Annotated in this window: 26 protein-coding genes and 1 pseudogene; 7 read left to right on the top strand and 20 right to left on the bottom strand. The window is 75.1% G+C overall.

Translation table 11 applies throughout. The features are described 5' to 3' along the window. Positions 1-72 precede the first annotated feature (72 nt). Positions 73-1,491 carry a sensor histidine kinase gene (locus ACLBWX_RS12430; protein WP_447677372.1) on the bottom strand — a complete coding sequence of 473 codons (1,419 nt, stop codon included), beginning with the start codon at positions 1,489-1,491 and terminating at the stop codon, positions 73-75. Between the two features lie 125 nt (positions 1,492-1,616). On the opposite strand from ACLBWX_RS12430, the pseudogene ACLBWX_RS12425 reads away from it, so the two are divergent. Both ACLBWX_RS12425 and ACLBWX_RS12420 read left to right on the top strand, forming a co-directional pair. Continuing rightward, positions 1,617-1,784, top strand: a pseudogene (locus ACLBWX_RS12425) (type II toxin-antitoxin system VapB family antitoxin); the annotation flags it as partial. A gap of 71 nt (positions 1,785-1,855) precedes the next feature. After that, positions 1,856-2,257, top strand: a complete 402-nt coding sequence (locus ACLBWX_RS12420) for a PIN domain-containing protein (RefSeq protein WP_447677371.1) — start codon at positions 1,856-1,858, stop codon at positions 2,255-2,257. 2 nt (positions 2,258-2,259) lie between these two features. Here the strand turns inward: ACLBWX_RS12420 and ACLBWX_RS12415 are convergent, their stop codons facing one another. The 6 genes from ACLBWX_RS12415 to ACLBWX_RS12390 form a co-directional block, all read right to left on the bottom strand. Next, positions 2,260-2,937 (bottom strand): response regulator transcription factor, encoded by a 678-nt coding sequence (locus tag ACLBWX_RS12415; RefSeq protein ID WP_055946034.1) that lies wholly within the window; start codon positions 2,935-2,937, stop codon positions 2,260-2,262. Positions 2,938-3,039: 102 nt separating this feature from the next. Further along, positions 3,040-3,405, bottom strand: coding sequence for a PepSY domain-containing protein (locus ACLBWX_RS12410; protein ID WP_447677370.1), 366 nt, complete (start codon positions 3,403-3,405; stop codon positions 3,040-3,042). A 99-nt stretch (positions 3,406-3,504) separates the two neighbouring features. Beyond that, positions 3,505-3,714 carry a hypothetical protein gene (locus ACLBWX_RS12405; protein ID WP_447677369.1) on the bottom strand — a complete coding sequence of 70 codons (210 nt, stop codon included), beginning with the start codon at positions 3,712-3,714 and terminating at the stop codon, positions 3,505-3,507. Between the two features lie 10 nt (positions 3,715-3,724). Continuing rightward, on the bottom strand, positions 3,725-4,072 hold the full coding sequence (locus ACLBWX_RS12400; protein WP_447677368.1) for a hypothetical protein: 348 nt from the start codon (positions 4,070-4,072) through the stop codon (positions 3,725-3,727). 69 nt (positions 4,073-4,141) lie between these two features. Continuing rightward, a complete protein-coding gene (locus ACLBWX_RS12395) occupies positions 4,142-4,642 on the bottom strand; it encodes a hypothetical protein (protein ID WP_447677367.1) in 501 nt (166 codons plus the stop codon). 51 nt (positions 4,643-4,693) lie between these two features. Continuing rightward, positions 4,694-5,329 (bottom strand): lysozyme, encoded by a 636-nt coding sequence (locus tag ACLBWX_RS12390; protein WP_447677366.1) that lies wholly within the window; start codon positions 5,327-5,329, stop codon positions 4,694-4,696. Positions 5,330-5,404: 75 nt separating this feature from the next. Between ACLBWX_RS12390 and ACLBWX_RS12385 the strand changes: the two genes are divergently transcribed. Continuing rightward, the gene (locus ACLBWX_RS12385; protein WP_447677365.1) at positions 5,405-5,608 is read left to right on the top strand and encodes a hypothetical protein; all 204 of its coding nucleotides are present in this window, start codon (positions 5,405-5,407) and stop codon (positions 5,606-5,608) included. A gap of 15 nt (positions 5,609-5,623) precedes the next feature. On the opposite strand, the gene ACLBWX_RS12380 is transcribed toward ACLBWX_RS12385, so the two are convergent. From ACLBWX_RS12380 to ACLBWX_RS12360, 5 genes are read right to left on the bottom strand one after another with little or no spacing between them, the layout of a single operon-like run. Further along, complete coding sequence (locus tag ACLBWX_RS12380; RefSeq protein ID WP_447677364.1) at positions 5,624-7,141, bottom strand: DUF2793 domain-containing protein; 1,518 nt, start codon at positions 7,139-7,141, stop codon at positions 5,624-5,626. A 42-nt stretch (positions 7,142-7,183) separates the two neighbouring features. Further along, the gene (locus tag ACLBWX_RS12375; RefSeq protein ID WP_447677363.1) at positions 7,184-11,077 is read right to left on the bottom strand and encodes a baseplate multidomain protein megatron; all 3,894 of its coding nucleotides are present in this window, start codon (positions 11,075-11,077) and stop codon (positions 7,184-7,186) included. Positions 11,078-11,120: 43 nt separating this feature from the next. Continuing rightward, on the bottom strand, positions 11,121-11,561 hold the full coding sequence (locus ACLBWX_RS12370; protein ID WP_447677362.1) for an NlpC/P60 family protein: 441 nt from the start codon (positions 11,559-11,561) through the stop codon (positions 11,121-11,123). A 7-nt stretch (positions 11,562-11,568) separates the two neighbouring features. Next, complete coding sequence (locus tag ACLBWX_RS12365) at positions 11,569-12,462, bottom strand: DUF2163 domain-containing protein (RefSeq protein WP_447677361.1); 894 nt, start codon at positions 12,460-12,462, stop codon at positions 11,569-11,571. 36 nt (positions 12,463-12,498) lie between these two features. Beyond that, the gene (locus ACLBWX_RS12360) at positions 12,499-13,407 is read right to left on the bottom strand and encodes a LysR family transcriptional regulator (protein ID WP_447677360.1); all 909 of its coding nucleotides are present in this window, start codon (positions 13,405-13,407) and stop codon (positions 12,499-12,501) included. A 135-nt stretch (positions 13,408-13,542) separates the two neighbouring features. Here ACLBWX_RS12360 and ACLBWX_RS12355 point away from each other — a divergent pair, with 135 nt between their 5' ends. Together ACLBWX_RS12355 and ACLBWX_RS12350 are read left to right on the top strand one after the other, a co-directional pair. Next, complete coding sequence (locus ACLBWX_RS12355) at positions 13,543-14,157, top strand: glutathione S-transferase family protein (protein ID WP_447677359.1); 615 nt, start codon at positions 13,543-13,545, stop codon at positions 14,155-14,157. A 196-nt stretch (positions 14,158-14,353) separates the two neighbouring features. Continuing rightward, positions 14,354-15,196, top strand: a complete 843-nt coding sequence (locus tag ACLBWX_RS12350; protein WP_447677413.1) for a pyridoxamine 5'-phosphate oxidase family protein — start codon at positions 14,354-14,356, stop codon at positions 15,194-15,196. On the opposite strand, the gene ACLBWX_RS12345 is transcribed toward ACLBWX_RS12350, so the two are convergent. Genes ACLBWX_RS12345 through ACLBWX_RS12310 form a run of 8 tightly spaced genes read right to left on the bottom strand, consistent with a single transcriptional unit; the run spans position 15,177 to position 18,793 of the window. Continuing rightward, the gene (locus ACLBWX_RS12345) at positions 15,177-15,830 is read right to left on the bottom strand and encodes a phage distal tail protein, Rcc01695 family (RefSeq protein ID WP_447677358.1); all 654 of its coding nucleotides are present in this window, start codon (positions 15,828-15,830) and stop codon (positions 15,177-15,179) included. The genes ACLBWX_RS12350 and ACLBWX_RS12345 overlap by 20 nt on opposite strands. 21 nt (positions 15,831-15,851) lie before the next feature. Next, a complete protein-coding gene (locus ACLBWX_RS12340) occupies positions 15,852-16,427 on the bottom strand; it encodes a phage tail tape measure protein (protein WP_447677357.1) in 576 nt (191 codons plus the stop codon). A gap of 15 nt (positions 16,428-16,442) precedes the next feature. After that, the gene (locus ACLBWX_RS12335) at positions 16,443-16,661 is read right to left on the bottom strand and encodes a phage tail assembly chaperone (protein WP_447677356.1); all 219 of its coding nucleotides are present in this window, start codon (positions 16,659-16,661) and stop codon (positions 16,443-16,445) included. After that, complete coding sequence (locus ACLBWX_RS12330) at positions 16,658-16,981, bottom strand: gene transfer agent family protein (RefSeq protein WP_447677355.1); 324 nt, start codon at positions 16,979-16,981, stop codon at positions 16,658-16,660. The genes ACLBWX_RS12335 and ACLBWX_RS12330 overlap by 4 nt, the downstream gene beginning before the upstream one ends. After that, positions 16,981-17,388 (bottom strand): phage major tail protein, TP901-1 family, encoded by a 408-nt coding sequence (locus ACLBWX_RS12325; RefSeq protein ID WP_447677354.1) that lies wholly within the window; start codon positions 17,386-17,388, stop codon positions 16,981-16,983. Before ACLBWX_RS12325 ends, ACLBWX_RS12330 begins: the two co-directional genes overlap by 1 nt. Before the next feature lie 25 nt (positions 17,389-17,413). Then, positions 17,414-17,848: a DUF3168 domain-containing protein gene (locus ACLBWX_RS12320; protein WP_447677353.1), complete on the bottom strand. Its 435-nt coding sequence runs from the start codon at positions 17,846-17,848 to the stop codon at positions 17,414-17,416. Then, on the bottom strand, positions 17,845-18,198 hold the full coding sequence (locus ACLBWX_RS12315; RefSeq protein ID WP_447677352.1) for a phage head closure protein: 354 nt from the start codon (positions 18,196-18,198) through the stop codon (positions 17,845-17,847). The genes ACLBWX_RS12320 and ACLBWX_RS12315 overlap by 4 nt, the downstream gene beginning before the upstream one ends. A 25-nt stretch (positions 18,199-18,223) precedes the next feature. Continuing rightward, positions 18,224-18,793, bottom strand: a complete 570-nt coding sequence (locus tag ACLBWX_RS12310; protein WP_447677351.1) for a head-tail connector protein — start codon at positions 18,791-18,793, stop codon at positions 18,224-18,226. 40 nt (positions 18,794-18,833) lie between these two features. Here ACLBWX_RS12310 and ACLBWX_RS12305 point away from each other — a divergent pair, with 40 nt between their 5' ends. Both ACLBWX_RS12305 and ACLBWX_RS12300 read left to right on the top strand, forming a co-directional pair. Next, on the top strand, positions 18,834-19,613 hold the full coding sequence (locus ACLBWX_RS12305) for a S1 family peptidase (protein WP_447677350.1): 780 nt from the start codon (positions 18,834-18,836) through the stop codon (positions 19,611-19,613). A gap of 114 nt (positions 19,614-19,727) precedes the next feature. Further along, positions 19,728-20,645, top strand: a complete 918-nt coding sequence (locus tag ACLBWX_RS12300) for a S1 family peptidase (RefSeq protein WP_447677349.1) — start codon at positions 19,728-19,730, stop codon at positions 20,643-20,645. Positions 20,646-20,647: the final 2 nt, after the last annotated feature.

Genomic DNA, 20,647 nt, shown 5'->3' with positions numbered 1-20,647 from the left:
CCGGGTCGGCCGGAACCCGCCTGCGTGGCGGGCGCCGCGGGGGCGGGTTATCCGGCCGCCACGGGGGGCGACTCAGTGCGGGGCGACGCCGGCCGGCGCGTCGCCCGGCACCTCGATCACCGCCCGCAGCCCCCCCAGCGTCGCCTCTTCCAGGCGGAAGCGCCCGCGATAGAGGGCCGCGAGATCGGCCACGATCGAGAGGCCGAGCCCCGAGCCCGGCTTGGTCTCGTCGAGGCGGCGACCGCGCCCGACCACCGCGGCCCGGTCCTCCGGGGCGAGGCCCGGTCCGTCGTCCTCGATCGCCACGAGAAGGTGGGGATAATCGTTCTGGCCCACCGCCTCGGCCCGGATCGCCACCCGGCCGTGAGCCCATTTGGAGGCGTTGTCGACGAGGTTGCCGATCATCTCCTCGAAGTCCTGGCGCTCGCCCCGGAAGCGCAGGCCGGCCGGCACGTGGACCTCGTAGGCGATGTCCTTGTCGCGGTAGATCTTGCCGAAGGTGCGCACGAGGCCGGCCAGCGCCGGCTCGACCTCCGTGGAGGTGCCGAGGGTGCCGGCCAGGGCCGCCGCCCGGGCGCGGTCGAGATGGTAGTTCACCTGGTCGCGCATCACGGCGGCCTGCTCGCGGATCTTGGCGGAGAGGTCGCCCGGCGCGTCGGCGGCGCCGACTTCGTTGACGATGATCGAGAGGGGCGTCTTCAGGGCGTGGGCGAGGTTGCCGACCTGGGTGCGCGCCCGCTCCAGGATCTCCCGGTTGGTCTCGATCAGCAGGTTCACCTCGCCCGCGAGGGGGGCGATGTCGCGCGGGTACTCGCCGGTGATGCGGTCCGATTCGCCGCGCCGGATGGCGCCCAGAGCGTTCCGCAGCTTGGCGAGCGGGGCCAGGCCGAAGCGGATCTGCAGCAGGGTCGTCAGGGCGAGCGACAGGCCGAGCAGGCCGAAGGTGACCATCAGGGAGAAGCGGAAGCGGTCGACGTCGTTCTCGATCTCGTCCGCGGGGCCGGCGACCCGCACGGTGTAGCGGCCCTCCTCGCCGAGATCGACGTCGCGCTCGATGATGCGCAGGCGGCGCTCGTCCTGCGCCCGGCCGTAGCCCTGGCGGATCTGGCCGATGCCCGCCTTGGTGTCGGGCGTGCCGGCCGCCTTCAGGGGCACGCCGACCAGGGAGCGCGAGGTGCGCAGGTCGCGCGGCTTCGCATCGGGGCGCCCGATCTGCCAGTACCAGCCCGACAGCGGCAGGTCGAAGCGCGGATCGCTCAGGGTGAAGGAGCGGCTCTCCGGATCGTTGGGCGAGACGAGGTCGGTGGCGAGGTTGTTGGCGTAGACCAGCAGGCGGCTGTCGAAGGCCCGCTCGGTGTTCTCGCGGTACAGGGTCGTGAGGATCCAGGCGGCGATCAGCAGGATCGCCGAGCTCGCCAGCAGGGCCGAGGTGGCGAGACGCACCGCGGTCGAGCGGCGGCGCATCGGGAGCCAGGCGGGAGTTGCGATCATGCGGAGAACGGCGCCGGATTGGTGGTCATGCTGCCTTGTCGCGAGACGCTTGCCCGCGCGGTGCGTTCGCGACGGGTGAAAGATGTCTCGATCCGTCTGTACATCATCCGTACGGAGATTCGACGATGGCCCTCGAGATCCACGATCCCGCGACCGAGCGTCTCGTGCGCCGGCTCGCCGGGCGCGACGGGATCCCGCCGGACGAGGCGGTGAAGCGCGCCGTCAGCAACGAACTTCGCCGCGACGCCGAAAAGCTCAGCTTGCGTGAGCGGATTCGGCCGATACAGGAGCGCATCGCTTCCCATCCACGGACCGGCCTCGAAGCCGACAAGGCTTTCTACGACGAACTCAGCGGTGACGCTCGATGTTTGTCGATGCGTCGGCTCTGGTGGCGATCCCAGCGTCCGAGGTCGGCAGCGACGACCTTCTCGATCGCCTCGAGACCGCCCCCGATCGCTTCACCTCCGCAATCGCCGTCTATGAAGCCGTGTTGGCGCCTTGCCGGAAACGGCCCTGCTCCACCAGGGTCGCGCTGGCCGATCTGACTGCCTTTCTGAACGCTACCGGTATCCGTTCGATAGAGATCCCGCCCGAGGCAGGCGTGCCGGCGGCCGCGGCTTTCGCCCGGTATGGCAGGGGAACGGGGCACACGGCCCAACGCAACAGGGGCGATGGCTTCGCCGATGCGATGGCCAAGGTCCATTCCGCCCCGTTGCTCTTCGAAGGCGACGACTTCGCGCGGACCGACCTCGCCGGAACCTGCTGAGATCACACCCGCGGCGCGGGCTGGTTCGGGTCGACGAGGTAGCCCAGCCCCCGCACGGTCTGGATCAGGTCGACGGCGAGCTTCTTGCGCAGGCGGCCGACGAAGACCTCGATGGTGTTGGAATCGCGGTCGAAATCCTGGTCGTAGAGGTGCTCGGTCAGCTCGGCGCGCGAGACCACCCGGCCGGTGTGGTGCATCAGGTAGGAGAGCAGGCGGTACTCGTGGCTCGTGAGCTTGACCGGGTTGCCGTCCACGAAGACCCGGCCGGAGCGGGTGTCGAGCACCACCGGGCCGCAGGCGATCTGGCTGGTGGCGTGGCCGGCCGCGCGCCGCAGCAGGGCGCGCACCCGGGCCATCAGCTCCTCCATGTGGAAGGGCTTGGTGACGTAGTCGTCGGCCCCCGCATCGAAGCCGTCGACCTTGTCGGACCAGCGGTCCCGGGCGGTGAGGATGATGACCGGGGTCTTGATGCCGGCCCGGCGCCACTTCTGCAGCACGCTCACGCCGTCGGTCTTGGGCAGGCCCATGTCGAGGATGATCGCGTCGTAGGGCTCGTTCTCGCCGAGATAGCCGCCCTCCTCGCCGTCGAAGGCCTTGTCGGCGACGTAGCCGGCCTCCTCGAGGGCGTTGACCACCTGCCGGTTGATGTCCCGGTCATCCTCCACGACGAGCAACCGCACGGTCCCGAACTCCTACGATGATGGCCTGGACCCGCGGGTCGGCGCGCCGCGCACGTTAGACGTCTCCGCCGCGGCGCGAAACGCCTTCCGCCCGAAAGCGTGTCACGGTCCGCTGACCTGCCCGGTGGTGGCATCGACGACGACGTGGACGAACTGGCCGTCCCGGCGCAGGGCGGTGAGCAGGTAGACGAGGGTCTCGTCGTTCCGGCACAGGCGCGCCCGCTGGATCTCGGCCCGGGGAATCACCTGGCGGGCGGCGCGGATGGCCGCCACCGGGGCGATCACCCGCTTGTCGGCCACGGCCTCGCGCAGGTCCGCCGGGCTGAGGCAGGTCTCGCTGCGCGGGATCGCGGCCAGCGGCGTGGCGCTCGTGCCCGCCGTCGTCTCCTCCGCGTAGGTGTCGATCGACACCGTCGCGAAACCCGCGACGGTCAGTCCGATCAACAGCAGGGCGAGGAGGATGCGCATGAGCCGACGTCTAGGGTGGAGGCACTGAATGTGTCCTGAATGCCGAGCCAAGCCCAACCTCGGCCATTCGGTTCCCGTGGGCGGCCGGGCCGGGGCGGTTCAGGCCGGTCCGGCGCCCTCGGCGGCGAGGCGCGCGAGGGTCGCCCGCAGCATCGCACCGATCGGGGCGTAGCCGTCGATATGGTCGCGGGCGGCCCGCCGCAGGGCGGCCGACGAGTGCTCGAAATGCAGCCGGGCGCTGCGCAGGCGCAGGGCCGCCACCCGGCGGCGGTCGCGGCGCCGGTGCAGCAGGAGGGCGATGCGGTCCATGGCGGTCTCCTCAGGGGCGCGGCCGGGCCTCGGCGAGGCGGCGCAGGATGTCGTCCAGCTTCTCCCGCGCCCGCTCGTCGTTGCGCTCGACGCTGCGCGCGATCTCGGCCGCCACCCGCGACAGGTCCTCCAGCACGCGGGTGCGGCTCTCCAGGGCGGCGGCCACGGCCGCGTTGGTCTGCGAGGCCCGTTCCAGGGCCGTCGCGGTGGCGCCCGTGTCTCCGATGCGCGCCTCCTGGGCGCGCATCGATTCCCGGTGCAGGTGGACGCAGGCGAGCCCGAGCAGGACGGCGACGATCCAGCCCGCGCCCTCCTGCGACACCAGCAGGTGCGCGGCTTCCTGGGCGATCTTTTCCAAGGCGACCTCCTCGTCCCCAGGCGACCTTCCCCCCCCCGGACGTTCCGGACCCCGGCGCGGACCGGATCGTCAGGGGCGAGGGCGCGCCCGCTCGGCCCAGGCCGCGCGCAGCGCCGGCGTCAGGGTGTTGGCGACCGTCGCCTCCTCCGCCAGGGGCAGGCTGCGGAACACCTTCTCGCCGAGGCCGTCGATCCCGCCGGCGGCGCGGATCAGCCATCCCGGCGCCGCGTCGAGGCCGCGCTGGACCGCGCCCGCGATCACCAGCGACCCCATCGGCACCGTCAGGGTCCGGCCGCGCGCCGCGCCGGCGACCGCGTTGACCGCGTAGTCGGCGACGTTGCGCACCAGACGCTCCACCAGGCTGGCGGTGATGAGGACGCGCAAGGGACCGGCGATCCGCGCCAGGGCGGCCGTCAGGGCGGTGACGGCCAGGGGCACCAGCACGCTCCCGGCGGCCTGGAGGGCGGATGCGAGGGCATCGCCCCACGCGAGGCTGACATCGGCGGTCGCCGCCGCGGCCGGAACGGCCAGGGCGAGGAGGGCGGCACTGCAGGGGACGAATCGGGTCATCGCAAACTCCATCGGCGGGGACATCGAAGCTTCGGCCGTGCGGCGGGGCGCTCAGCGGCCGCCGGACAGGCGGCTGCGGACGAGCGACCACAGGCGTTCCAGGACGCCGGGGCGCGCCGCGGCCGGACCGGGCGCGCGGGTCGGCGGCGGCGGCATGCGCGGCACCGTCCGGCGGGGCGCGGGCAGGGGCGGCTGCGCCGGACGAGGGGCGGAAACCGGGGCCGCGTCGCCCCGGCGCGCCCGGGGCAGGGCCCGGTCGTAGGGCGTCAGGAGCTGGTCGTGCTCGGCGCCCCGCCGCGGGACCAGCGCGGCCGGCCGGTTCCACATCAGGATCGCGGCGGCGGCGCCGCTCCGGTCGCCGGCCTTCAGGCGCCGCAGGACGGTGGAGCGCGCGAAGGCCGCCGGGCCGATGTTGAAGCAGAGCGAGACCAGGGCGTCGAAGGCGTGGTCGGGCAGATCGCCGGGCACCGCCTCGGCCACGGCCCGGACGTAGCGGGCGACGTCGCGCCGGAAGAGTGCGTCGCAGGCCGCCTCGGTCAGGCGCAAGCCCGGCGTCACCAGGGGCGGGCCGGCGGCCGAGGTATGGCCGACGCCGATGGTCCAGATCCCGACGCTGTCGCGGTAGGCGCTGAGGCGGCGCCCCTCGCGCGCGACGAGCACGGCTTCGTCGATGGCACTGAGGTTCATGCCCTGTCTCCGGTTGATTGATCGGACGTTAGACTTGCGCGATACTTGAGCCTGTCGCGGGCTCGGGAGGCGGACATGCTGCGAAAGCTCATCTCGGACGCCCTGCGACGCGAATCCGAGGCGGACGACTTCGCCCGGGAGGCCCCGCTGCAGCCGCCCGACACGGCCTTCCCACCCATGCGCCCGCTCGAACCGCCCGCCGCCCAGAACGACAATCCGCTGGCGGCCCTCTGCGAGGCGGTCGAGGCCGACCTGCGGGCGGCGGGGTATCTGGGCTGACCGGGACCGCGCGGATCAGGGACCGGCGGCGGCCTCCAGGGCGCTGAGCCGCGCCTCGAAGCCGCGGGCGAGGAACAGCAGCAGCTGATCCGTGCGGAAGCCGTAGCGCTCGCCGGCCTCGCGGCCGGGCGCCGCGTCCTGCGCCGGCACGGCCGGCACGCTCTCGGCGCCGTCCGCGTCGATCTCGGCCTCCCGGGCCGCGACGGCCTCCCGCGGAGCGACCGCGGGCCAGGAATCCCGGCAGATGAAGCCGTAGGCGAAGGGATCGAGGCCCGCGTCCGCGAGCACCGCCGCAGCCCGCTGGACGGTGAGCCCGACATGGCGGCGCGCCCCGTCCCCTTTGAGCGCGAGGGCCTCGTGGAACCGGAAGGTGCCGATCTCCCCGGCCAGGAGGCGGGCGGCGGCGATCTCGGCCTCCGAGAGCGGCGCGACCGGCGTCTTCTCGCGAGCGTCGGAGGTGCTGATCGCGCCCGTGCCGGCATAGATCACCGAGGCGCGCAGCGCCGGCGTGCCGAGGCTCCAGGTGTTGTCGGCGGTGTGGGCGATGATGCCCGCGACCCCGAGCCGGGTCGCCAGGGGGGCACTGGAGCCGAGGCCGAGATTGCCGTCCGCTCCGAAGCGCGCCACCTCGCGCAGGGTCCCGGGGCGGGTCCCGTCCGCCGGCTTGACGAAGATCGCGAGGCCGCCCGGAAAGCCGGCCGTCGCCCCGGCGGTGCCCGCCGTGCCGGCGAGCCCGGCGAGGTTCCAGGACAGGCCGCCGCCGGTGGTCTGCATCGTCAGGCCGCCGGCCAGCAGGCTGCCGTCGGCCGCCGGATCCTGGGCCAGGCGCAGGGCGGGCGCTCCCAGGAGGTTCGTCGGCATCGGCCCCTTGAGGTCGACCCGCCCGCTCGCCCGGTCGATGCGCAGGGCCTCCCGGAAGCCGCCGGCATCGGGCGCCACCTTGATCGTGAGGTCGTCGTTGCCCGAGAGCCCGATCTCGGCCCGCCCGGTGAAGGCGCTCTGGAACAGCAGGGAGAGAACGTTGCCGGCCGCCTGCTTGTTGAGGGTGCAGCGCAGGTCGCCGGTGCCGCCCTCGGCGGTGGTCAGGGCGGTCCAGAGGGCGGTGTTCAGCTTGGCGGCGAACGGGTTGGCGGCGTCCGCCGTGGTGCCGATGCCGAGGCGCGTCAGGTTCTGGAGCTGCCTGAAGGTGGCGCGGACCCCGACCCATCCCGCCGCCGTGCAGGCGTAGAGCTCGTCCTCGTCGAGGATCCAGGCGAGCCAGCCGGGTTTCGGGACGAGGCCGCGCCAGCGCCCATCCTGGAATTGGGCGATCTGGCCGGACAGCCCGGCCCACGCCCCCGTCGGGCTCGCGCTCAGCACCAGGTAGCGGTCTCCCTCCGCGGGGCTGGCGGGCGGCGCGCCGAGATCCTTGTCGCGGCAGGCGAGCTGGACCAGCGCGTCGAGGCCGGCCAGCGCCTCGTTGTGCGTGACGTGCTTCTGCGCCTGGCCCGCCGCGATGAGCGGCAGCGCGAGGTTGGGTGTGGTCTCGGGCATCGGCCGGCTCCGGGCTGTCTGGGGATGGGCGGGATCGAAGGTTCAGGCGGGCTCCACCGGCACCTGCGCCCGGGTCTCCGGACCGGGGCCGGCCGCGGCGCCGACCTGCGCCACCGCGACGTCGAGGCGGAGCTGGGGCGTGCCGAAATCCGCCGCCTCGTCCACGGCGGCATAGAGGAGGTCCGGCGCGGACGCGGTCAGGGTCCGGAGGCGAAGGCCGCCGGCGGAGAACACCGCGACCCGGTAGGCTTCGGGCTCCTCCGGCGGGATCGCGACGGCATCCCAGGAATCGCCGTCGCGCCGGGCCCGGCGCGTCCAGGCGAGGCGCACGCCTCCCGCCTCCCGCCGCGCCCGGAGGTGGACGGGCCTCAAGGGGGTGAGGGCGGTGAGGCCGGCCGTGGCGTGGAGCTCGACATAGGTCGCATCGGCCGGATCGCGCTCCGCCGGGCCGATGCGGTAGCGGAACGGGCGGCCGGCCTCGTCCAGGCGCTCGACCAGGGGCACCACCGCCCCGTCGAGGCGCACGATCAGGCTGCCGGGCGGCGCCGTCCGCCCGGCCTGCGCCTCGCTGCCGGCGAGGCCGCGCAGGAGCCCCGTCAGCCGGTAGGTGCCCGGACCCACGAGCGTGACCCCGGCGGCCGCGATCAGCTCGATCGCCCCGTCCGCCGCGCCGCGGATCGCGAACAGGTTGCCGCCGGCGAGCGCCGCCGCCTCGCCGATGGCGGCGAGATCGCCGGCCTGACGCAGGCGGACCACCAGGGCCGCGCCCCGGTCGAAGCGCCAGAGCGGGCCGGGCGCGAGGGCATCCAGGGTCTCGCCGAGGCAGGCGGGATGATCGACGAAGCCCCGCGGGGCCAGCGGCCCTCCCTCGCCCTCCGCCCGCCAGATCGCCATCGGCCCGGGCCAGGGCTCGGCCGTCACCGCCAGCACCTGCAGGGCGGTCGGGGTGCCGCGGTCCGCCGGCAGGTCGAGGGCGACCGCGAAGGGCGGCCCGGCCAGGGCCGGCACCGCCCGGCGGGGGCGCGATCCTTCCGACTCGCCGGTCCGCGGCGCCCGGCCGTGGAGGGGAACGCCCCGCGTCTCGATCCCGCGTCCGCGCGGGCTGTCGGCGATGCGCAGGATCCGGTGCGGCCCGCGCTCCCCCGGCAGGGCGAGGAGGTCGCCCGGCGCGAGGTCGATCCGGCGCGGGCTCAGGGTGAAGCGCGCGGTGTCGCGGGCGGCGAGGGCGGCGTCGAGGGCGGCCTCCGCCAGGGCCTCGGCAGCGGCGCGCCGGGTCACCACGGCGGCCTCCATCCGGGTCTCGCGCCGGCGCCGGCCGGTGGGCCGGGTCGCGGCGGCGCTCGCCCGGCGGTACTCGGCGGTCTCGCCGTCGGTGAAGCCGATCTCGAGGGAGCGCGGCAGTTCCGCCTCCTCGGCCCGGACCCGGGCGAGGGGCGCCTCCGCGTCGTTCAGGACCACGAGGTCGTCCGCCGCGATGGGGCGCGGCACCTCCCGGCGCGGCCCGCGCAGGATCAGCGCGCCGGCCTGGGCGGAGACGTCGAGGCCGTAGAGCTGCGCCAGGGGCTCCAGGGCCGCCCGGGCCGACATCGGCCGGTCGATGACGTAGCCGTCGAGGGTCGCGTCGGCGGTGATGGCGGCCGGAACGGTGATCCCGAGGTCGGCCAGGATCGCGGCGATGAGCCGGTCGAGCTCCAGCCCCTCGATCCGGCCGGTGATCCAGTGGCCCACGGACCAGTTGCCCGCATCGGCCCAGACGGAGTCGAAGTCGGGAAAGGCCGGGAAGGGCCGGGCGTCCCAGCACCAGACGAAGACCGCGTCCGCCGGCACCATCGGCCCGCCATAGACCGGCGAGACCGGGTTGTGGGCGGGCTCGAACCCGGGCAGTTCGGGGTCGAACCGCCCCAGGATCGCGGCCAGCCCCCGCGCCTGGATCAGGTCGTCGCGGGTGCCGCGCGAGCCGGGCGGGCGCGCGTCCTCGGCGGATTTCGGATCGGGGAAGACGTTGGGTCCGTTGGTGCCCTTGTCCACCGCCGGCACCCCGACCTCGGTGAGCCAGAGCGGCTTGCCGCGCGGCACCCATGCCGTCGCCCGGGTCTCGAGGCCGCCGTCCCGCTCCACGTGGCGGTTCGCCCACCACCCCACGAGGTCCTTGGCCCGGAAGGTCCAGGGCTTGGCGTAGCGCCCGTCGGTGATCGGCGTGCGGATCTGGGCCGCCCGGTCGGCCTCCCCGGCATAGTACCAGTCGAAGGCCTCGCCGGCCCCGACCCGGCCCCTGAGATAGGCCGGGTCGTAGATCGAATCGGCCAGGGCCAGGTCGGCATGGGCGGCCCCGTCGCGCCAGTCGGTCAGGGGCGGGTAGTAGTCGATGCCCACCGCATCGATGGCCGGGTCGGCGAACAGGGCGTCAAGGGGGAAGCGGACCGTGGCGCCGCCGTCGCGCACGTCGGCGCCGTACTCGGTCCAGTCGGCGGCGTAGACGAGCTTGACGGCCGGGCCGAGGTTCTGGCGGAGCGCCGTCGCCAGGCTGCGGAAGCCCTCCACGGCGGGGTAGCGTCCCGCCTCGGCCCGGACCCGGGTGAGGCCGACGAACTCGCTGCCGAGGATGAAGCCGGCGAGGGGGACCCCCGCGGCGGCCCAGGCGGAAGCGAGCGCCGCGTAATGCAGCACGAACGGGCGATACTGCGCGAGGAAGGCCGCCACCTGGGTCCCGGCCGCCGCGGTCCCGTCCGGGCTCCCCGGCTGCCCGGGGGCGGGATCGCAGGTGATGCGCCCGCGCCAGGGATAGGCCGGCTGGCCTCCGGCGGCCGGGTTCCGCGGGTCCGGCAGGGCGTTGCCGGCGGACACGTCCATCATCACGAAGGGGTAGAGCACCACCGCGAGGCCGCGCCGGTGCAGGTCGGCCACGAGGCGGGTCAGGCCGGCATCGGAGGGCGTGCCGCCATAGGCCGGGCCGCCGCCGGGTGCCGTCGAGACGGCCGCCACCTGGTCGCGGCGCAGGCCCGCCACCGACCAGACGTCCCCGCTCGTCGCCTTGGCGGCGTTGTCGACCCGGGGGGCGAGGGTGCAGCGCCCGGCGCGCAGGTCGTCCCCGAACCAGCTCGCCACCACCGAGACGCGGGCGAGGCGCGGGCAGAGGGCCTGGAGCGCGTCGAGGGAGGCGGCCACATCGGTGCCCGCCTGCAGCTGGAACCGGTTGGCCGGCCGGGTCGTGCCGTAGCCCGCCTCCTCGGTGACGCGCAGGGGGTCGAGGCCGAATTCGGTGGAGCCGGGGATGAGGCAGACCGCCCGGATCATCCCGGCCAGCCCCGCGACGGGGCGCAGCACCTCGAAGGCGAATTGCGGGATCCGGTTGCCGAACTCGGCGAGCGCCAGGCGCTCGAACACCACGTAGGCGAGGCCGCGATAGGCGGGCGCGTTCTCCGCCCCTTCCTTGGCGACGATGAGCGGGTCGGGCGCCTGGTCCGCGTCGCCGGCGTGCAGGCGCAGGGCGATCGTGGTCAGGTCGAGCTCGCGGCCGTCCGCCCAGACCCGCCGGATGCCCGCCACCGGCCCTTCGCACAGGCCGATGGCGAGGTCGACGAAGTAGGCGTAGGTCGTGCGCTTGACCTTGCCGCCGCCGATGCCCTTGCCGCCGGCCGCGCTGGCGGCGGCGGTGCTCGCCACCTCCAGCGGACGCGTCGCCCAGATCAGGGTGCCTCCGATGCGGGCCCGGCCGTAGACGCGCGGGATGGGGTCGCCCTCGGTGGAGCTCAGGCCCGCCACGTCGGTGAGGCGCGGCCCCTCGGCCGTGCGCCCGCCGGCGAGTCCGCCGAACAGCGCGGCGTCGATCCCCGAGCCCGCCGCCGCCCCGAGGGCGCTGCCGATGATCCCGCCGATCGGCCCGCCGAGCGCCGTGCCGGCCGCCGCCCCGGCGGTTTGCAGGATCAGCGTGGCCATGGCGGACTCCGGAAGCGGGACGAGGACTCGGGCGGTGCGCCGGCTAGCCTCCACCCCCCACGCCCGGGAAGCGGAAGACCTGGGCGAGGTGGCGCCGCCACCAGCCCGTCAGGGCGACTTCCGTGACGGCGGCGCCGTCATGGGCGTGGATCATCGTGCCGGCGCCGGTGGCGATGGCGCAGTGCCGGGCCGGCAGGTGGGCGCGGAAGCGGAACAGCAGGACGTCGCCGGCCGATGGCGGGCCGTCGACGGGCAGGAGGTGGCGCCCGGCCGCCTCCGCCAGGGGATCGCTGCCGGGCGGGGCGGATTCGGCCCAGGACGCGGCGTAGGGCGGGGCCGCCTCGGGCTCCGGGCCGAGGGCCTCGCGCCAGACCCCGCGCAGGAGCCCGAGGCAGTCGCAGCCGACGCCCTTCAGGGAGGCCTGGTGGCGGTAGGGCGTGCCGATCCAGGCCCGCGCCAGGGTGACGAGTGCGTCGGATTCCATGGTCCCCTCACCGGAACAGGCTGCCGCCATCGAGGCCCGGGCCCGAGCCGGGGGCGGGGCGCAGCACGAAGTCGTTGCCCGGCAGGTGCGGGAAGCCCTGGAAGTTCGGCACGTTGCCGAACTTTTCGCGGCAGGTGGCGAGGCGCTTGTCGCAGCCCGCCGTGAGGCGGAAGCGGTCGCCCGGCGCCACCGGGCGGGGCGGCGCCTGCCAGAGGTCGAGGCGGATCGTCCCCGTCGCGCCGGCCTGGTCGCGGATCTCGGCTTCCTGGCCGGCCTGGCCGTCCCCGGTCCAGGCGAGGCGCCCCCCGGCGAACCACCCTTGGGCGAACACCCCCGCCAGGGCGACGTCGAGGCGGCCGGGCTCCGGCACCGCCAGCACCGTGCCGGTGGTGGCGAACCGCGGGTCGGCGCGGTCCACGCGGCAGCGGGCATCGCCGAGATCGGCCCCGCAGGTGGCGCGATAGGTCCGGCCGCGCTCGGCGTCGAGCTGGTCCATCAGCCCGCGCAACTCGGCCACGAAGGCCGTGCCGGCCCGGCGCACCTCGCCCACCGTGCCGATCTCGAGGAGCAGGCGGGTCTCGGGGCGGCTCCAATCCACCAGCCAGGTCTCCACGGAGGCGGCGTCGTAGAGACCGCCGGCGATGTCGGCGTCGGTGAGCCCGGCCGCCGAGAGCGCCCCGGCCACCTCGCCGCCGCCGATGGCGAAGCCGAGCTCGGCGCTGGCCTCGGCCGCCTCGAGCCCGGAGCGGGCGGCGTAGGTCAGGCCGCCGAAGGTCAGGTCGCGGTCGTGGTCGGTGAAGCCGAGGCGGGCGCCGTCGCGCCGGGTCAGGGCCCAGCAATGGCAGAGCGTGGTCGCCCCGCCGGCGAGATGCGCGGCGAGGTCGGGGGGCAGGTCGCGCATGGTCTGGAAATCCCGGCCGGATCTTCGGATGACAGCTCAGGCGCGGTTCGGATTGACCCGCGGGTCGGCCCGCAGCCGCGCCACCGCGAGATCGATGAAGGCCCGCACCTTGGCGGGCGCCCGCCGCCCCTCCGGACTCACCACGTGGACCGGCATCGCCGCCGCCTCCGGATCGTCGAGGACGAGGCGCAGGCGCCCCTCCGCCACGGCCGGGGCGACCTGGTAGGACAGCAGCTGCGCGATGCCCTGGCCGGCCAGGGCGGCCGCCAGCACGGAATCGATGGTGCTGCAGGTCAGCCGGGGCCGCAGGGCGACGGCGGCGCCGGGCTCCGGGCCGAAGCGCCCGTCGGCCCCGAGGCCCGTGCTGGCCGAGCCGACGACGGCGTGGTCGCGCAGGTCCCGCACCGTCGCGGGGGTCCCGTGCCGGTCGAGGTAGTCCGGCGCGGCGCAGAGCACCCGGCGCACGGTGCCGACCCGGATCGCCGCCAGCCCGGAATCCGCGAGGTGACCGATCCGGACCCCCGCATCGGCGCCCTCCTCGATCATGTTGACGACCCGGTCGAGGAACAGGGCCTGGGCCGAGACGCCGCCGTGGCGCGCGAGGTATTCGGTGATCACCGGCAGCACGTAGAGGCGCCCGAACTGCACCGGCGCCGTCACCGTCAGGGTGCCGGAGGGCGTCGCGTAGAGGCCCGCCGCGGCGGCCTCCGCCTCCTCGATCTCGGCCAGGATGCGCCGGCAATCCGCCAGGTAGCGCCCGCCCGCCTCGGTGAGCCTCACCGAGCGGGTGGTCCGGGTCAGGAGCCGCGCCCCGATCCGCGCCTCGAGGGCGGCCACCGCCCGGGTCACGGCCGGCGGGCTCATGTGGAGCTGGCGCGCCGCGCCGGCGAAGCCCCCGCTCTCCGCCACCCGGACGAAGACCCGCATCGCCTGCCACCGATCCATGCCGCCTCCCGCCGGGTCTCGATTGTTCCATTCTGCGGAACAGTGGCTTGCGGGGAAAGCGCATTCTCGCCGCGCGGGTGATGATCTTGACTGCGGATGTCGCCGGCGCCCCGGCCCTGTCCCGAGGAGACCCCCATGAAGCTGTTCCACGTCGCCCTGTCCGGCCACGCCCACCGGGCCCGCCTGTTCCTGTCCCTGGTCGGCGAACCCTGCGCGATCGTCGAGCTCGACCTCGCCCGGGGCGAGCACAAGGCACCGGATTTCCTGAAACTGAATCCCTTCGGACAGGTGCCGGTGCTCGTCGACGGCGAGACGGTCGTCCCGGATTCCAATGCCATCCTGGTCTACCTGGCCAAGCGCCTCGGCCGCGCCGACTGGCTGCCGGAGGACGCGGCCGGCGCGGCGCGGGTCCAGCGCTGGCTCTCGGTCGCGGCCGGCCCCATCGCCTCCGGCCCGGCCGCCGCCCGCCTGATCACGGTGTTCGGCGCCACCTTCGACGCGGCCGAGGTCATCGCCCGGGCCCATGCCATCCTCGGACGTCTCGAGGCCGAACTCGCCGGCCGGTCCTGGCTCGCCGCCGATCACCCAACCCTCGCGGACGTGGCCCTCTACAGCTACGTCGCCGCCGCGCCCGAGGGGAACGTCGACCTCGCCCCCTACGGCGCCGTCCGCGCCTGGCTCGCCCGCATCGAGGCCCTGCCGGGCTTCGTGCCCTTCCCGCAGACGCGCGCGGGCCTGCGCGCCGCCTGAGCCCCACCCCGACCCGAGGAGAACCCCCATGTCCCTCCCAGAATCTCGGTCCCTCCCAGAATCTCGGTCCCTCCCAGAATCTCGGTCCCTCCCAGAATCTCGGTCCCTCTCCGAACCGCGCGCCGCGTCCCACCCCACCGCGCCCTGGCATGCGGGGGAGGTCGCGATCCAGGCGCATCTCGGCGTGGCCGAGCGGATGGCCGAACTCGGCCCCCGCGTGATCCGCGACCACCTGATCGATCAGCACCGCGCCTTCTATGGCCAGCTGCCCTTCGTGGTGCTGGGGGCGGTCGACCCGGACGGCGAGGCCTGGGCGACGGTGCGGACCGGGGCGCCGGGTTTCCTCGAGGCACCCGATCCCGGGCACCTCCGGGTCCGGGTCGCGCCCGAGCCCGACGATCCCGCCGAGGCGGGGCTGGCGGACGGCGCCGCCATCGGCCTCCTCGGGATCGACCTCGACACGCGGCGGCGCAACCGCCTGAACGGCACGGTGGCGCGGGACCGGCCGGACGGCTTCGCGATCCGCGTGACGCAGAGCTTCGGCAATTGCCCGCAATACATCCGGGTCCGGACGGATCCGGCGCCGGTCCCGGCGGCGGGCGCCGCCTCGCAGGTGTCGCACCACCTCGACGCGTGGGCCCGCGCCCTGGTGGCCGGCGCGGAGACGTTGTTCGTCGCCAGCTACGCGGTCGGCCCGGACGGCACCCGGCAGGTCGACGTCTCGCATCGCGGCGGCCCCGCCGGCTTCGTCCGGGTTGGCGCCGACGGGGTCCTGACGGTGCCGGATTATTCCGGCAACCGGTTCTTCAACACGCTGGGCAACATGCTCGCCAACCCGCGCGCCGGGCTGCTCTTCCTCGATTTCGCCACCGGCGACCTGCTGCAGATGACCGGGCGGCCCGAGGTCGTCCTCGACGCCCCCGAGCTTGCGGATTTCCCCGGTGCCGAGCGGCTCTGGCGCTTCGCGCCCCGCACCGTGGTCCGGCGTCCGGGTGCCTGGCCGCTGCGCTTCGCGTCCCCTACGGCACGATCTCGATGAGCGGCACCCGCGGGATCTCCCCCGCGGCGAAGGCCGACAGGTCGATCGTGAGGTCGTCGGTGTCGAAGCGGACCGGCACGTCGAAGCCGAAGCCCGCCGTCACGCGGGAGCCCGCCCCCGGCACGGCATCGGCCGCGAAGGTGAGGCGGCCGGTGGCGGCATCGCAGGCGACCTTGGCGGCCGGCACCGCGACGCCGTTCACCGCCACCCGCACGCTCTCGGCCACCGGCTTGGCGATGGTCCGGCGATAGGGCGCGGGTCCGGTGCCGTAGGTCTTGGTGAGCTGGAACACCCGGGTGGCCCCGTCGCCGAGGCCGAGGAACTGGTCGGTGGCCGCGATCGGGCGCGAGGGCGGGCCGGAACTCGCATCGACCCGGTCGCGGTAGCGGAAGCCGTAGAGCCGGCCCCGCCGCTCCTCGAAGAAGCTCAGCACCGCGTGCAGGGCGTCGAGGGTGCGGATGCCGAAGCCGGCATCGTAGCGCCGGCGCGAATCGGCCCAGCGGCTGTTGCGGTGCTCACGGCCCGAGGCCAGGGTGACGATCTCGGTGCGGCGGCTCGGGCCGCCGCTGCCGCGCAGGGCGACGTCGAGGGGAAAGCGGACGTCGTGGAAGTCGCCGGGCGGGTCGCTGGCCATGGTGCGCTCCTCTCCCCCCGCTCACAGGCCGCGCCGGCCCCGGGCCACGGCCCGGGCGAGACCGGCGGCCACCTGCGCCTCCGAGCGGCGGAAACTCTCCAGGTCGGGCGTCGCGATGTGGATGGTCACCGGGGCGGAGGCCTGGCCGCCCGTCGCGACGCCGAGGCGTCCGTCGCTGCCGCGCTTCAGCGGCAGGATCGCCTCCGGCCCGGCCTCGCCCATCAGGCCGAGGCCGTCGCGCATCGGGAAGTAGGTCGGCGCGGCCACCACGCCGCCGGCCGCGAAGGGGCGCACGCGGCCCTGCTGCAGCACGCCGCCACGGGCGAAGGCCGTGCCGGCGCCGCCCGCCCCCGCCCCGATCAGCCCGTTCACCAGCCCGGTGATCCCGGCCTTGACCGGGTTGAGGGCCGCCTTGATCGCCACGCTGGAAAGCTTCGTCGCCAGGGTGCCGAGCACGCTGTCGAGCTGGCGCCCGGCCCCGACATTGACGCTGAGCGCCTTCGACAGGCTCTGGCCGAAGCGCTGGGCGAGCTTGTCCAGGGTCTCCAGCTGCCGGGCGCGGGCGGCGTCGGCGCGGTCGGGTTCGGTCTCGGCCATGGCGGGGTCCCTCGGTCAGGTCGGGTCGGGGTAACGGGCGATCAGGTCCCGCAGGGCCGGCCCGTCGAGGGCGGAGCGGGACCCGGTCAGGCCGGCGGCGGCCATCAGTTCGCGCGGCGTGGCGCGCCAGAAATCGCGCGGGCGCCAGCGCAGGCGCGCGAGGCCCAGCGTCAGCGCCTCGTCCCACGGGAAGGCGGAGGATGCCTCCGGCGCGGTCCCGCCCGTGGGGCTCAAGGGCTTTCGGAGGCCTCGCCGAAGGCCGCGGCGAGCACGGCGCCGATCGCCGTCGCGATGGTCTCGAGCTCGCCGGCCAGCGGCAGGGCCGCGACGGCGCCATCGTCGAGGTCGTGGCCGCCGCCGCGCAGGGCCGCACCGAGGAGCGCGATGAGGTCGCGGCTCTTCAGCCGCCCGCCGGCGAAGCGGCCGCCGAGGTCGCCGAGGTCGGCGGCCCCGAGGGCATCCTCGAGTTCGGCCAGCGCCCCGAGGGTGAGGCAGAGGGTGTAGCGCTCGGAGCCCAGGGCCAGGGCCACCTCGCCGCGCCTGCGGTTGGCCATCAGGCGGCCGTGAAGGCGAGGGGGCCGGCCGAGTCGAGGGCCATGTCGAAGGTCACCTCGCCGGCGTGATCCCCCCGGTATTCGAGGCTGGTGATCTGGAACGCGCCCTCCAGGGTGCCGAAGCCCGGCACCACAATCTGGTAGGTCTCCAGGGTGCCGTCGAAGAACACCTGCCGCAGGCGGATATCGGAGGCCTCGTCGCGGAACACGCCGGAGCCCGAGAGCGCGGCGCGGCGCACCCCCGCACCGGCCAGGAGTTCGCGCCAGCGCCCGGCGGAATCGGCGTTCGTCACGTCCACCGTCTCGGCGTTGAAGGCGATCTGGCGGGCGCGCAGGCCCGCCACCGCGAGGAATCCGCCGCCGTTGGCGATGCGGATGAGCAGGTCCTTGCCGCGTTGCGCTGCCATGGGTGGGCTCCGGTGTTCGGGGACATCAGGCGGTCAGGCGCTCGGTGATCGCCCGCAGGGACAGGATGGCGCGGGCCTCGCCGCTGGCGGGGTCGCGCCGCACGGCGATGGCCTCCAGGTCGAGCCGCACCAGGGCGTGGCCCGAGAGGACGAGCGGCGCATCGTGCAGGAGGTCGGCGATGCGCTCGGCGGCATCGACCGCGCTGCGGATCGCGCCCGGCCGGGCGAAGACCGTCAGGCCGAGGGCGTGCCGGTGGCGCCGGGCGCCGTCGACGGAATCGTCGCGGATCTCGGCGTCGCCGAACAGGGCGTAGACCGGCGCGCTGCCCCGGGGCGGCTCGTCGGTGAGGCGCAGCGACCCGCCCATCAGCCGCGCCAGGGCGGCGTCGGTGGCGAGGTAGGTCAGGATGGCGGCGCGCAGCGCCAGGAGCGGGCTGGTGGGCGAGGGGGCCGGGCTCATGCGGCCGCCTCGGCGAGGAGTTCCTCGACCTGGCAGACGAGGTCGCGCCGGCGCCCGTCCGGATCGCCGGCGCTGCGCACGGCGAAGCGGCGCGGGCCGCTGGCGAGGCGCATGCCCGCCGTGATCTCGGGCCCGAAGCGGAACCGGACCCGGTGGGTGGGAACCGTCTCGCTTTGGCCGAACCGGACCCGGTCCATCGGGCGCAGGGGCTCGATCGCGCCCCAGAGCAGGGGGCCGGCCTCAAACCGGCGCACAACGCCGCCGAAGCCGTCCGGCGTCTCCAGGGGACGTTCGAGCACGAAGCGGCGGCGCCGCGCGCCGATCGGCGCGCGGGTCAGGGGCTGGAGCATGGCGGGGTCTCCCGGGAGAAGGGCGCTAGAGGCGCATCCGCCGCAGCGGCGTGACCAGGGCGGCGAGCGCGGGCGGGGGGACGTCGTCGCCCGACCCGTCGCCGCGATGCTCGAAGGCGTGGGCGACGAGGAGGCGGATCGCCTGGGCGAGCGGCGGCGGAAGCGGCGGGCCGGCCCCGCCATAGCCCGCGTCGACCTCGATCAGGGCGGCGCGCCGGTGGAGCGCCGGCACCGCCGGATCGATCACGAGGGCGGGCGCCTCGAGGCCGTCCTCGCCCAGGCGAACGAGCCCGGCGGCGAGATCGGTGACGGTGCCGCCGGCATCGACGAGGCCCGCCCGCGCCACCGCCACCAGGGGGCTAAGCGGCAGGGGCAGCCGGCCGTCGCCGGGCCAGGCGGTGAGCGTCAGGCGATAGCGGCCGGGCACCAGGATGCGCCGGGCGGCCACCTCCACCTGCGTCCGGGCCGCTGCGATGAGGCGCTCCACCAGGGCGTTCTCGGCCCCGCCATCGTCCGGGTCGAGGCGCAGGTATCCGCGCATCTCCGCCAGCGTGACCGGCTCGACGATGGCGCTGTCGACGCGTATCGGGGTCATCGTCGTCTCCGTGTGGGGGCCGTCCAGGAAAGGAATCGCGATGGCGCGCAACTCCGGCCGGACCCGCCGCGCGGCGCGGCGCGGCGCCGCGGCGCTGCTGGGACCCCTGCTGGGCCTGGGGCTGCCGGCCTCCGGGCCGGCCGGTGCGGTGGTGGGCGGCCGGTCCGCTCCCGAGGCGGCGGGCTCGGCCGTGATGGTGCTGTCCTCGAACGGCGGCGTCTGCACCGGCATCGTCGTGGCGGCCGACGCGGTGCTCACCGCCGGCCATTGCGTGGCGGCCCGCGCCGAGCACCGGGTGCACTACAAGGACGAGGCGGGCGCGCCGGTGCTGGCCGAGATCGCCGCCCGCGCGCTCCACCCGGGCTACGATGCCGGCGCGGTGGCCGGGCGCCGCCGCTCGGTCGACCTCGCCCTAGTGCGCCTGGCGAGCCCCCTGCCGGCCCGCTTCGTGCCGGCGGCCCTCGGCGCCGCGATGCCGAGGGCGGGCGAGCGCCTGACCCTGTCGGGCTACGGCGTCGCCGCCGCAGGCGATGCCCGCAGCACCGGGACCTACCGCAGCGTGGAACTCGACGTGGTCGAGCCCTACGGCCCGAGCCGAATCCTGGTCTGGCTCGGAGCCGGTCCCGGCGGCGCCAGCGCCTGCCAGGGCGATTCCGGCGGACCGATCGGCCCAGGGTCCGCCGTCCTCGCCGTCTCCGCCTGGGCCGCCGGCAAGGCCTGCGGCGGCGTCTCCCAGGGCGTCCTGCTCGGGCCGCAGCGCGACTGGATCGACCGCACCCTGTCGGGGTGGCGCACCGCCGCCCGCTGGTCCGGGACCTGAGCGGATCCAGGGATGACGAAGGGGCCGCGGAACCAGAGCTTGGCCGAGCCATTGCCTTCCGATACGCTTCAGTCGGTTCTCGTCCAGAACATCGCCGGACGCGGGAGAGACACGATGTTGCCGACCGCGCTGCGCCAGGCCGCCCCCAGCACGACCCCTGACCGCCGGAGCGCGCGGATCGGGGCCGCGTTCCTGGCCGTCGGTGCTCTGGCCCTCGGCGTCGTTGCCGTCCTGGCGCCGCTTCCGGCCCTGGCGGTGATCAACGGCGAGGTCTCGCGCGACCCCGACGGCCTGCGCGCCTCGGTGGTGCGGATCGAGAGCACCCAGGGCGAGATCTGCTCGGGCACCCTCATCGCGCGGGATCTCGTGCTCACCGCCGCCCACTGCGTCATGCACCAGGCCGGCTACAGCGTGGTGGTGGTCGACCGGGCTTTCCGGCAGCGCCGCATCAATGCGATCGCCGCCGCCATGCATCCCGATTTCGTGCCCGGCACCACGCCGGAGGACCAGCCGGGCATCGACCTCGCGCTGATTAAGCTCGCCGAGCCCCTGAGCGGCGACTTCCAGCCCCTCGATCCCCGCGGCGGCGCCATCAACACCGGCGACGCCGTCGACATCGCGGGCTTCGGCGTGGTCGCCGAGAACCGGCGCAACACCGCCCGCACCCTGCGCCAGGCCCATCTCGTCTCGATCGGCTCGCTCCAGGTCGCCAACCGGGTCACCGTGGTGACCGACCGCCGCCGCATGGCCGAGACGGCCGGCGCCGGCGCCTGCCTCGGCGATTCCGGCGGCCCGATCCTGCGCGGCGGCCCCGGCGGCTACCAGATCGTCGGCGTGGTGAGCTGGTCCAGCGGCGCCATGCGCCAGGACAAGAAGGCCCGCACCGCCTGCGGCGGCTTCACCGCCGTCACGCCCACCGGCGAGCATGCCGGCTGGATCAACGCCCGGGCCGCCGAATTCGCCCGCATGCCTTCCGGCGCCGCCATCGGCGCGACCCGGTCGGACTGGATGGCCAAGCCCGGCCGGAGATAAGC

The organism is Methylobacterium sp. M6A4_1b, from assembly GCF_053345175.1.
Note: the sequence above shows the minus strand (reverse complement) of the source record. Positions and strands in the feature narration are given on the sequence as shown.

Excerpts from the sequence above, each read along its gene's own strand:
- ACLBWX_RS12430 (WP_447677372.1), bottom strand. The coding sequence starts at position 1,491 with ATGATCGCAACTCCCGCCTGGCTCCCGATGCGCCGCCGCTCGACCGCG.
- ACLBWX_RS12420 (WP_447677371.1), top strand. The coding sequence starts at position 1,856 with ATGTTTGTCGATGCGTCGGCTCTGGTGGCGATCCCAGCGTCCGAGGTC.
- ACLBWX_RS12410 (WP_447677370.1), bottom strand. The coding sequence starts at position 3,405 with ATGCGCATCCTCCTCGCCCTGCTGTTGATCGGACTGACCGTCGCGGGT.
- ACLBWX_RS12405 (WP_447677369.1), bottom strand. The coding sequence starts at position 3,714 with ATGGACCGCATCGCCCTCCTGCTGCACCGGCGCCGCGACCGCCGCCGG.
- ACLBWX_RS12395 (WP_447677367.1), bottom strand. The coding sequence starts at position 4,642 with ATGACCCGATTCGTCCCCTGCAGTGCCGCCCTCCTCGCCCTGGCCGTT.
- ACLBWX_RS12390 (WP_447677366.1), bottom strand. The coding sequence starts at position 5,329 with ATGAACCTCAGTGCCATCGACGAAGCCGTGCTCGTCGCGCGCGAGGGG.
- ACLBWX_RS12385 (WP_447677365.1), top strand. The coding sequence starts at position 5,405 with ATGCTGCGAAAGCTCATCTCGGACGCCCTGCGACGCGAATCCGAGGCG.
- ACLBWX_RS12380 (WP_447677364.1), bottom strand. The coding sequence starts at position 7,141 with ATGCCCGAGACCACACCCAACCTCGCGCTGCCGCTCATCGCGGCGGGC.
- ACLBWX_RS12375 (WP_447677363.1), bottom strand. The coding sequence starts at position 11,077 with ATGGCCACGCTGATCCTGCAAACCGCCGGGGCGGCGGCCGGCACGGCG.
- ACLBWX_RS12370 (WP_447677362.1), bottom strand. The coding sequence starts at position 11,561 with ATGGAATCCGACGCACTCGTCACCCTGGCGCGGGCCTGGATCGGCACG.
- ACLBWX_RS12365 (WP_447677361.1), bottom strand. The coding sequence starts at position 12,462 with ATGCGCGACCTGCCCCCCGACCTCGCCGCGCATCTCGCCGGCGGGGCG.
- ACLBWX_RS12360 (WP_447677360.1), bottom strand. The coding sequence starts at position 13,407 with ATGGATCGGTGGCAGGCGATGCGGGTCTTCGTCCGGGTGGCGGAGAGC.
- ACLBWX_RS12355 (WP_447677359.1), top strand. The coding sequence starts at position 13,543 with ATGAAGCTGTTCCACGTCGCCCTGTCCGGCCACGCCCACCGGGCCCGC.
- ACLBWX_RS12350 (WP_447677413.1), top strand. The coding sequence starts at position 14,354 with ATGGCCGAACTCGGCCCCCGCGTGATCCGCGACCACCTGATCGATCAG.
- ACLBWX_RS12345 (WP_447677358.1), bottom strand. The coding sequence starts at position 15,830 with ATGGCCAGCGACCCGCCCGGCGACTTCCACGACGTCCGCTTTCCCCTC.
- ACLBWX_RS12340 (WP_447677357.1), bottom strand. The coding sequence starts at position 16,427 with ATGGCCGAGACCGAACCCGACCGCGCCGACGCCGCCCGCGCCCGGCAG.
- ACLBWX_RS12330 (WP_447677355.1), bottom strand. The coding sequence starts at position 16,981 with ATGGCCAACCGCAGGCGCGGCGAGGTGGCCCTGGCCCTGGGCTCCGAG.
- ACLBWX_RS12325 (WP_447677354.1), bottom strand. The coding sequence starts at position 17,388 with ATGGCAGCGCAACGCGGCAAGGACCTGCTCATCCGCATCGCCAACGGC.
- ACLBWX_RS12320 (WP_447677353.1), bottom strand. The coding sequence starts at position 17,848 with ATGAGCCCGGCCCCCTCGCCCACCAGCCCGCTCCTGGCGCTGCGCGCC.
- ACLBWX_RS12315 (WP_447677352.1), bottom strand. The coding sequence starts at position 18,198 with ATGCTCCAGCCCCTGACCCGCGCGCCGATCGGCGCGCGGCGCCGCCGC.
- ACLBWX_RS12310 (WP_447677351.1), bottom strand. The coding sequence starts at position 18,793 with ATGACCCCGATACGCGTCGACAGCGCCATCGTCGAGCCGGTCACGCTG.
- ACLBWX_RS12305 (WP_447677350.1), top strand. The coding sequence starts at position 18,834 with ATGGCGCGCAACTCCGGCCGGACCCGCCGCGCGGCGCGGCGCGGCGCC.
- ACLBWX_RS12300 (WP_447677349.1), top strand. The coding sequence starts at position 19,728 with ATGTTGCCGACCGCGCTGCGCCAGGCCGCCCCCAGCACGACCCCTGAC.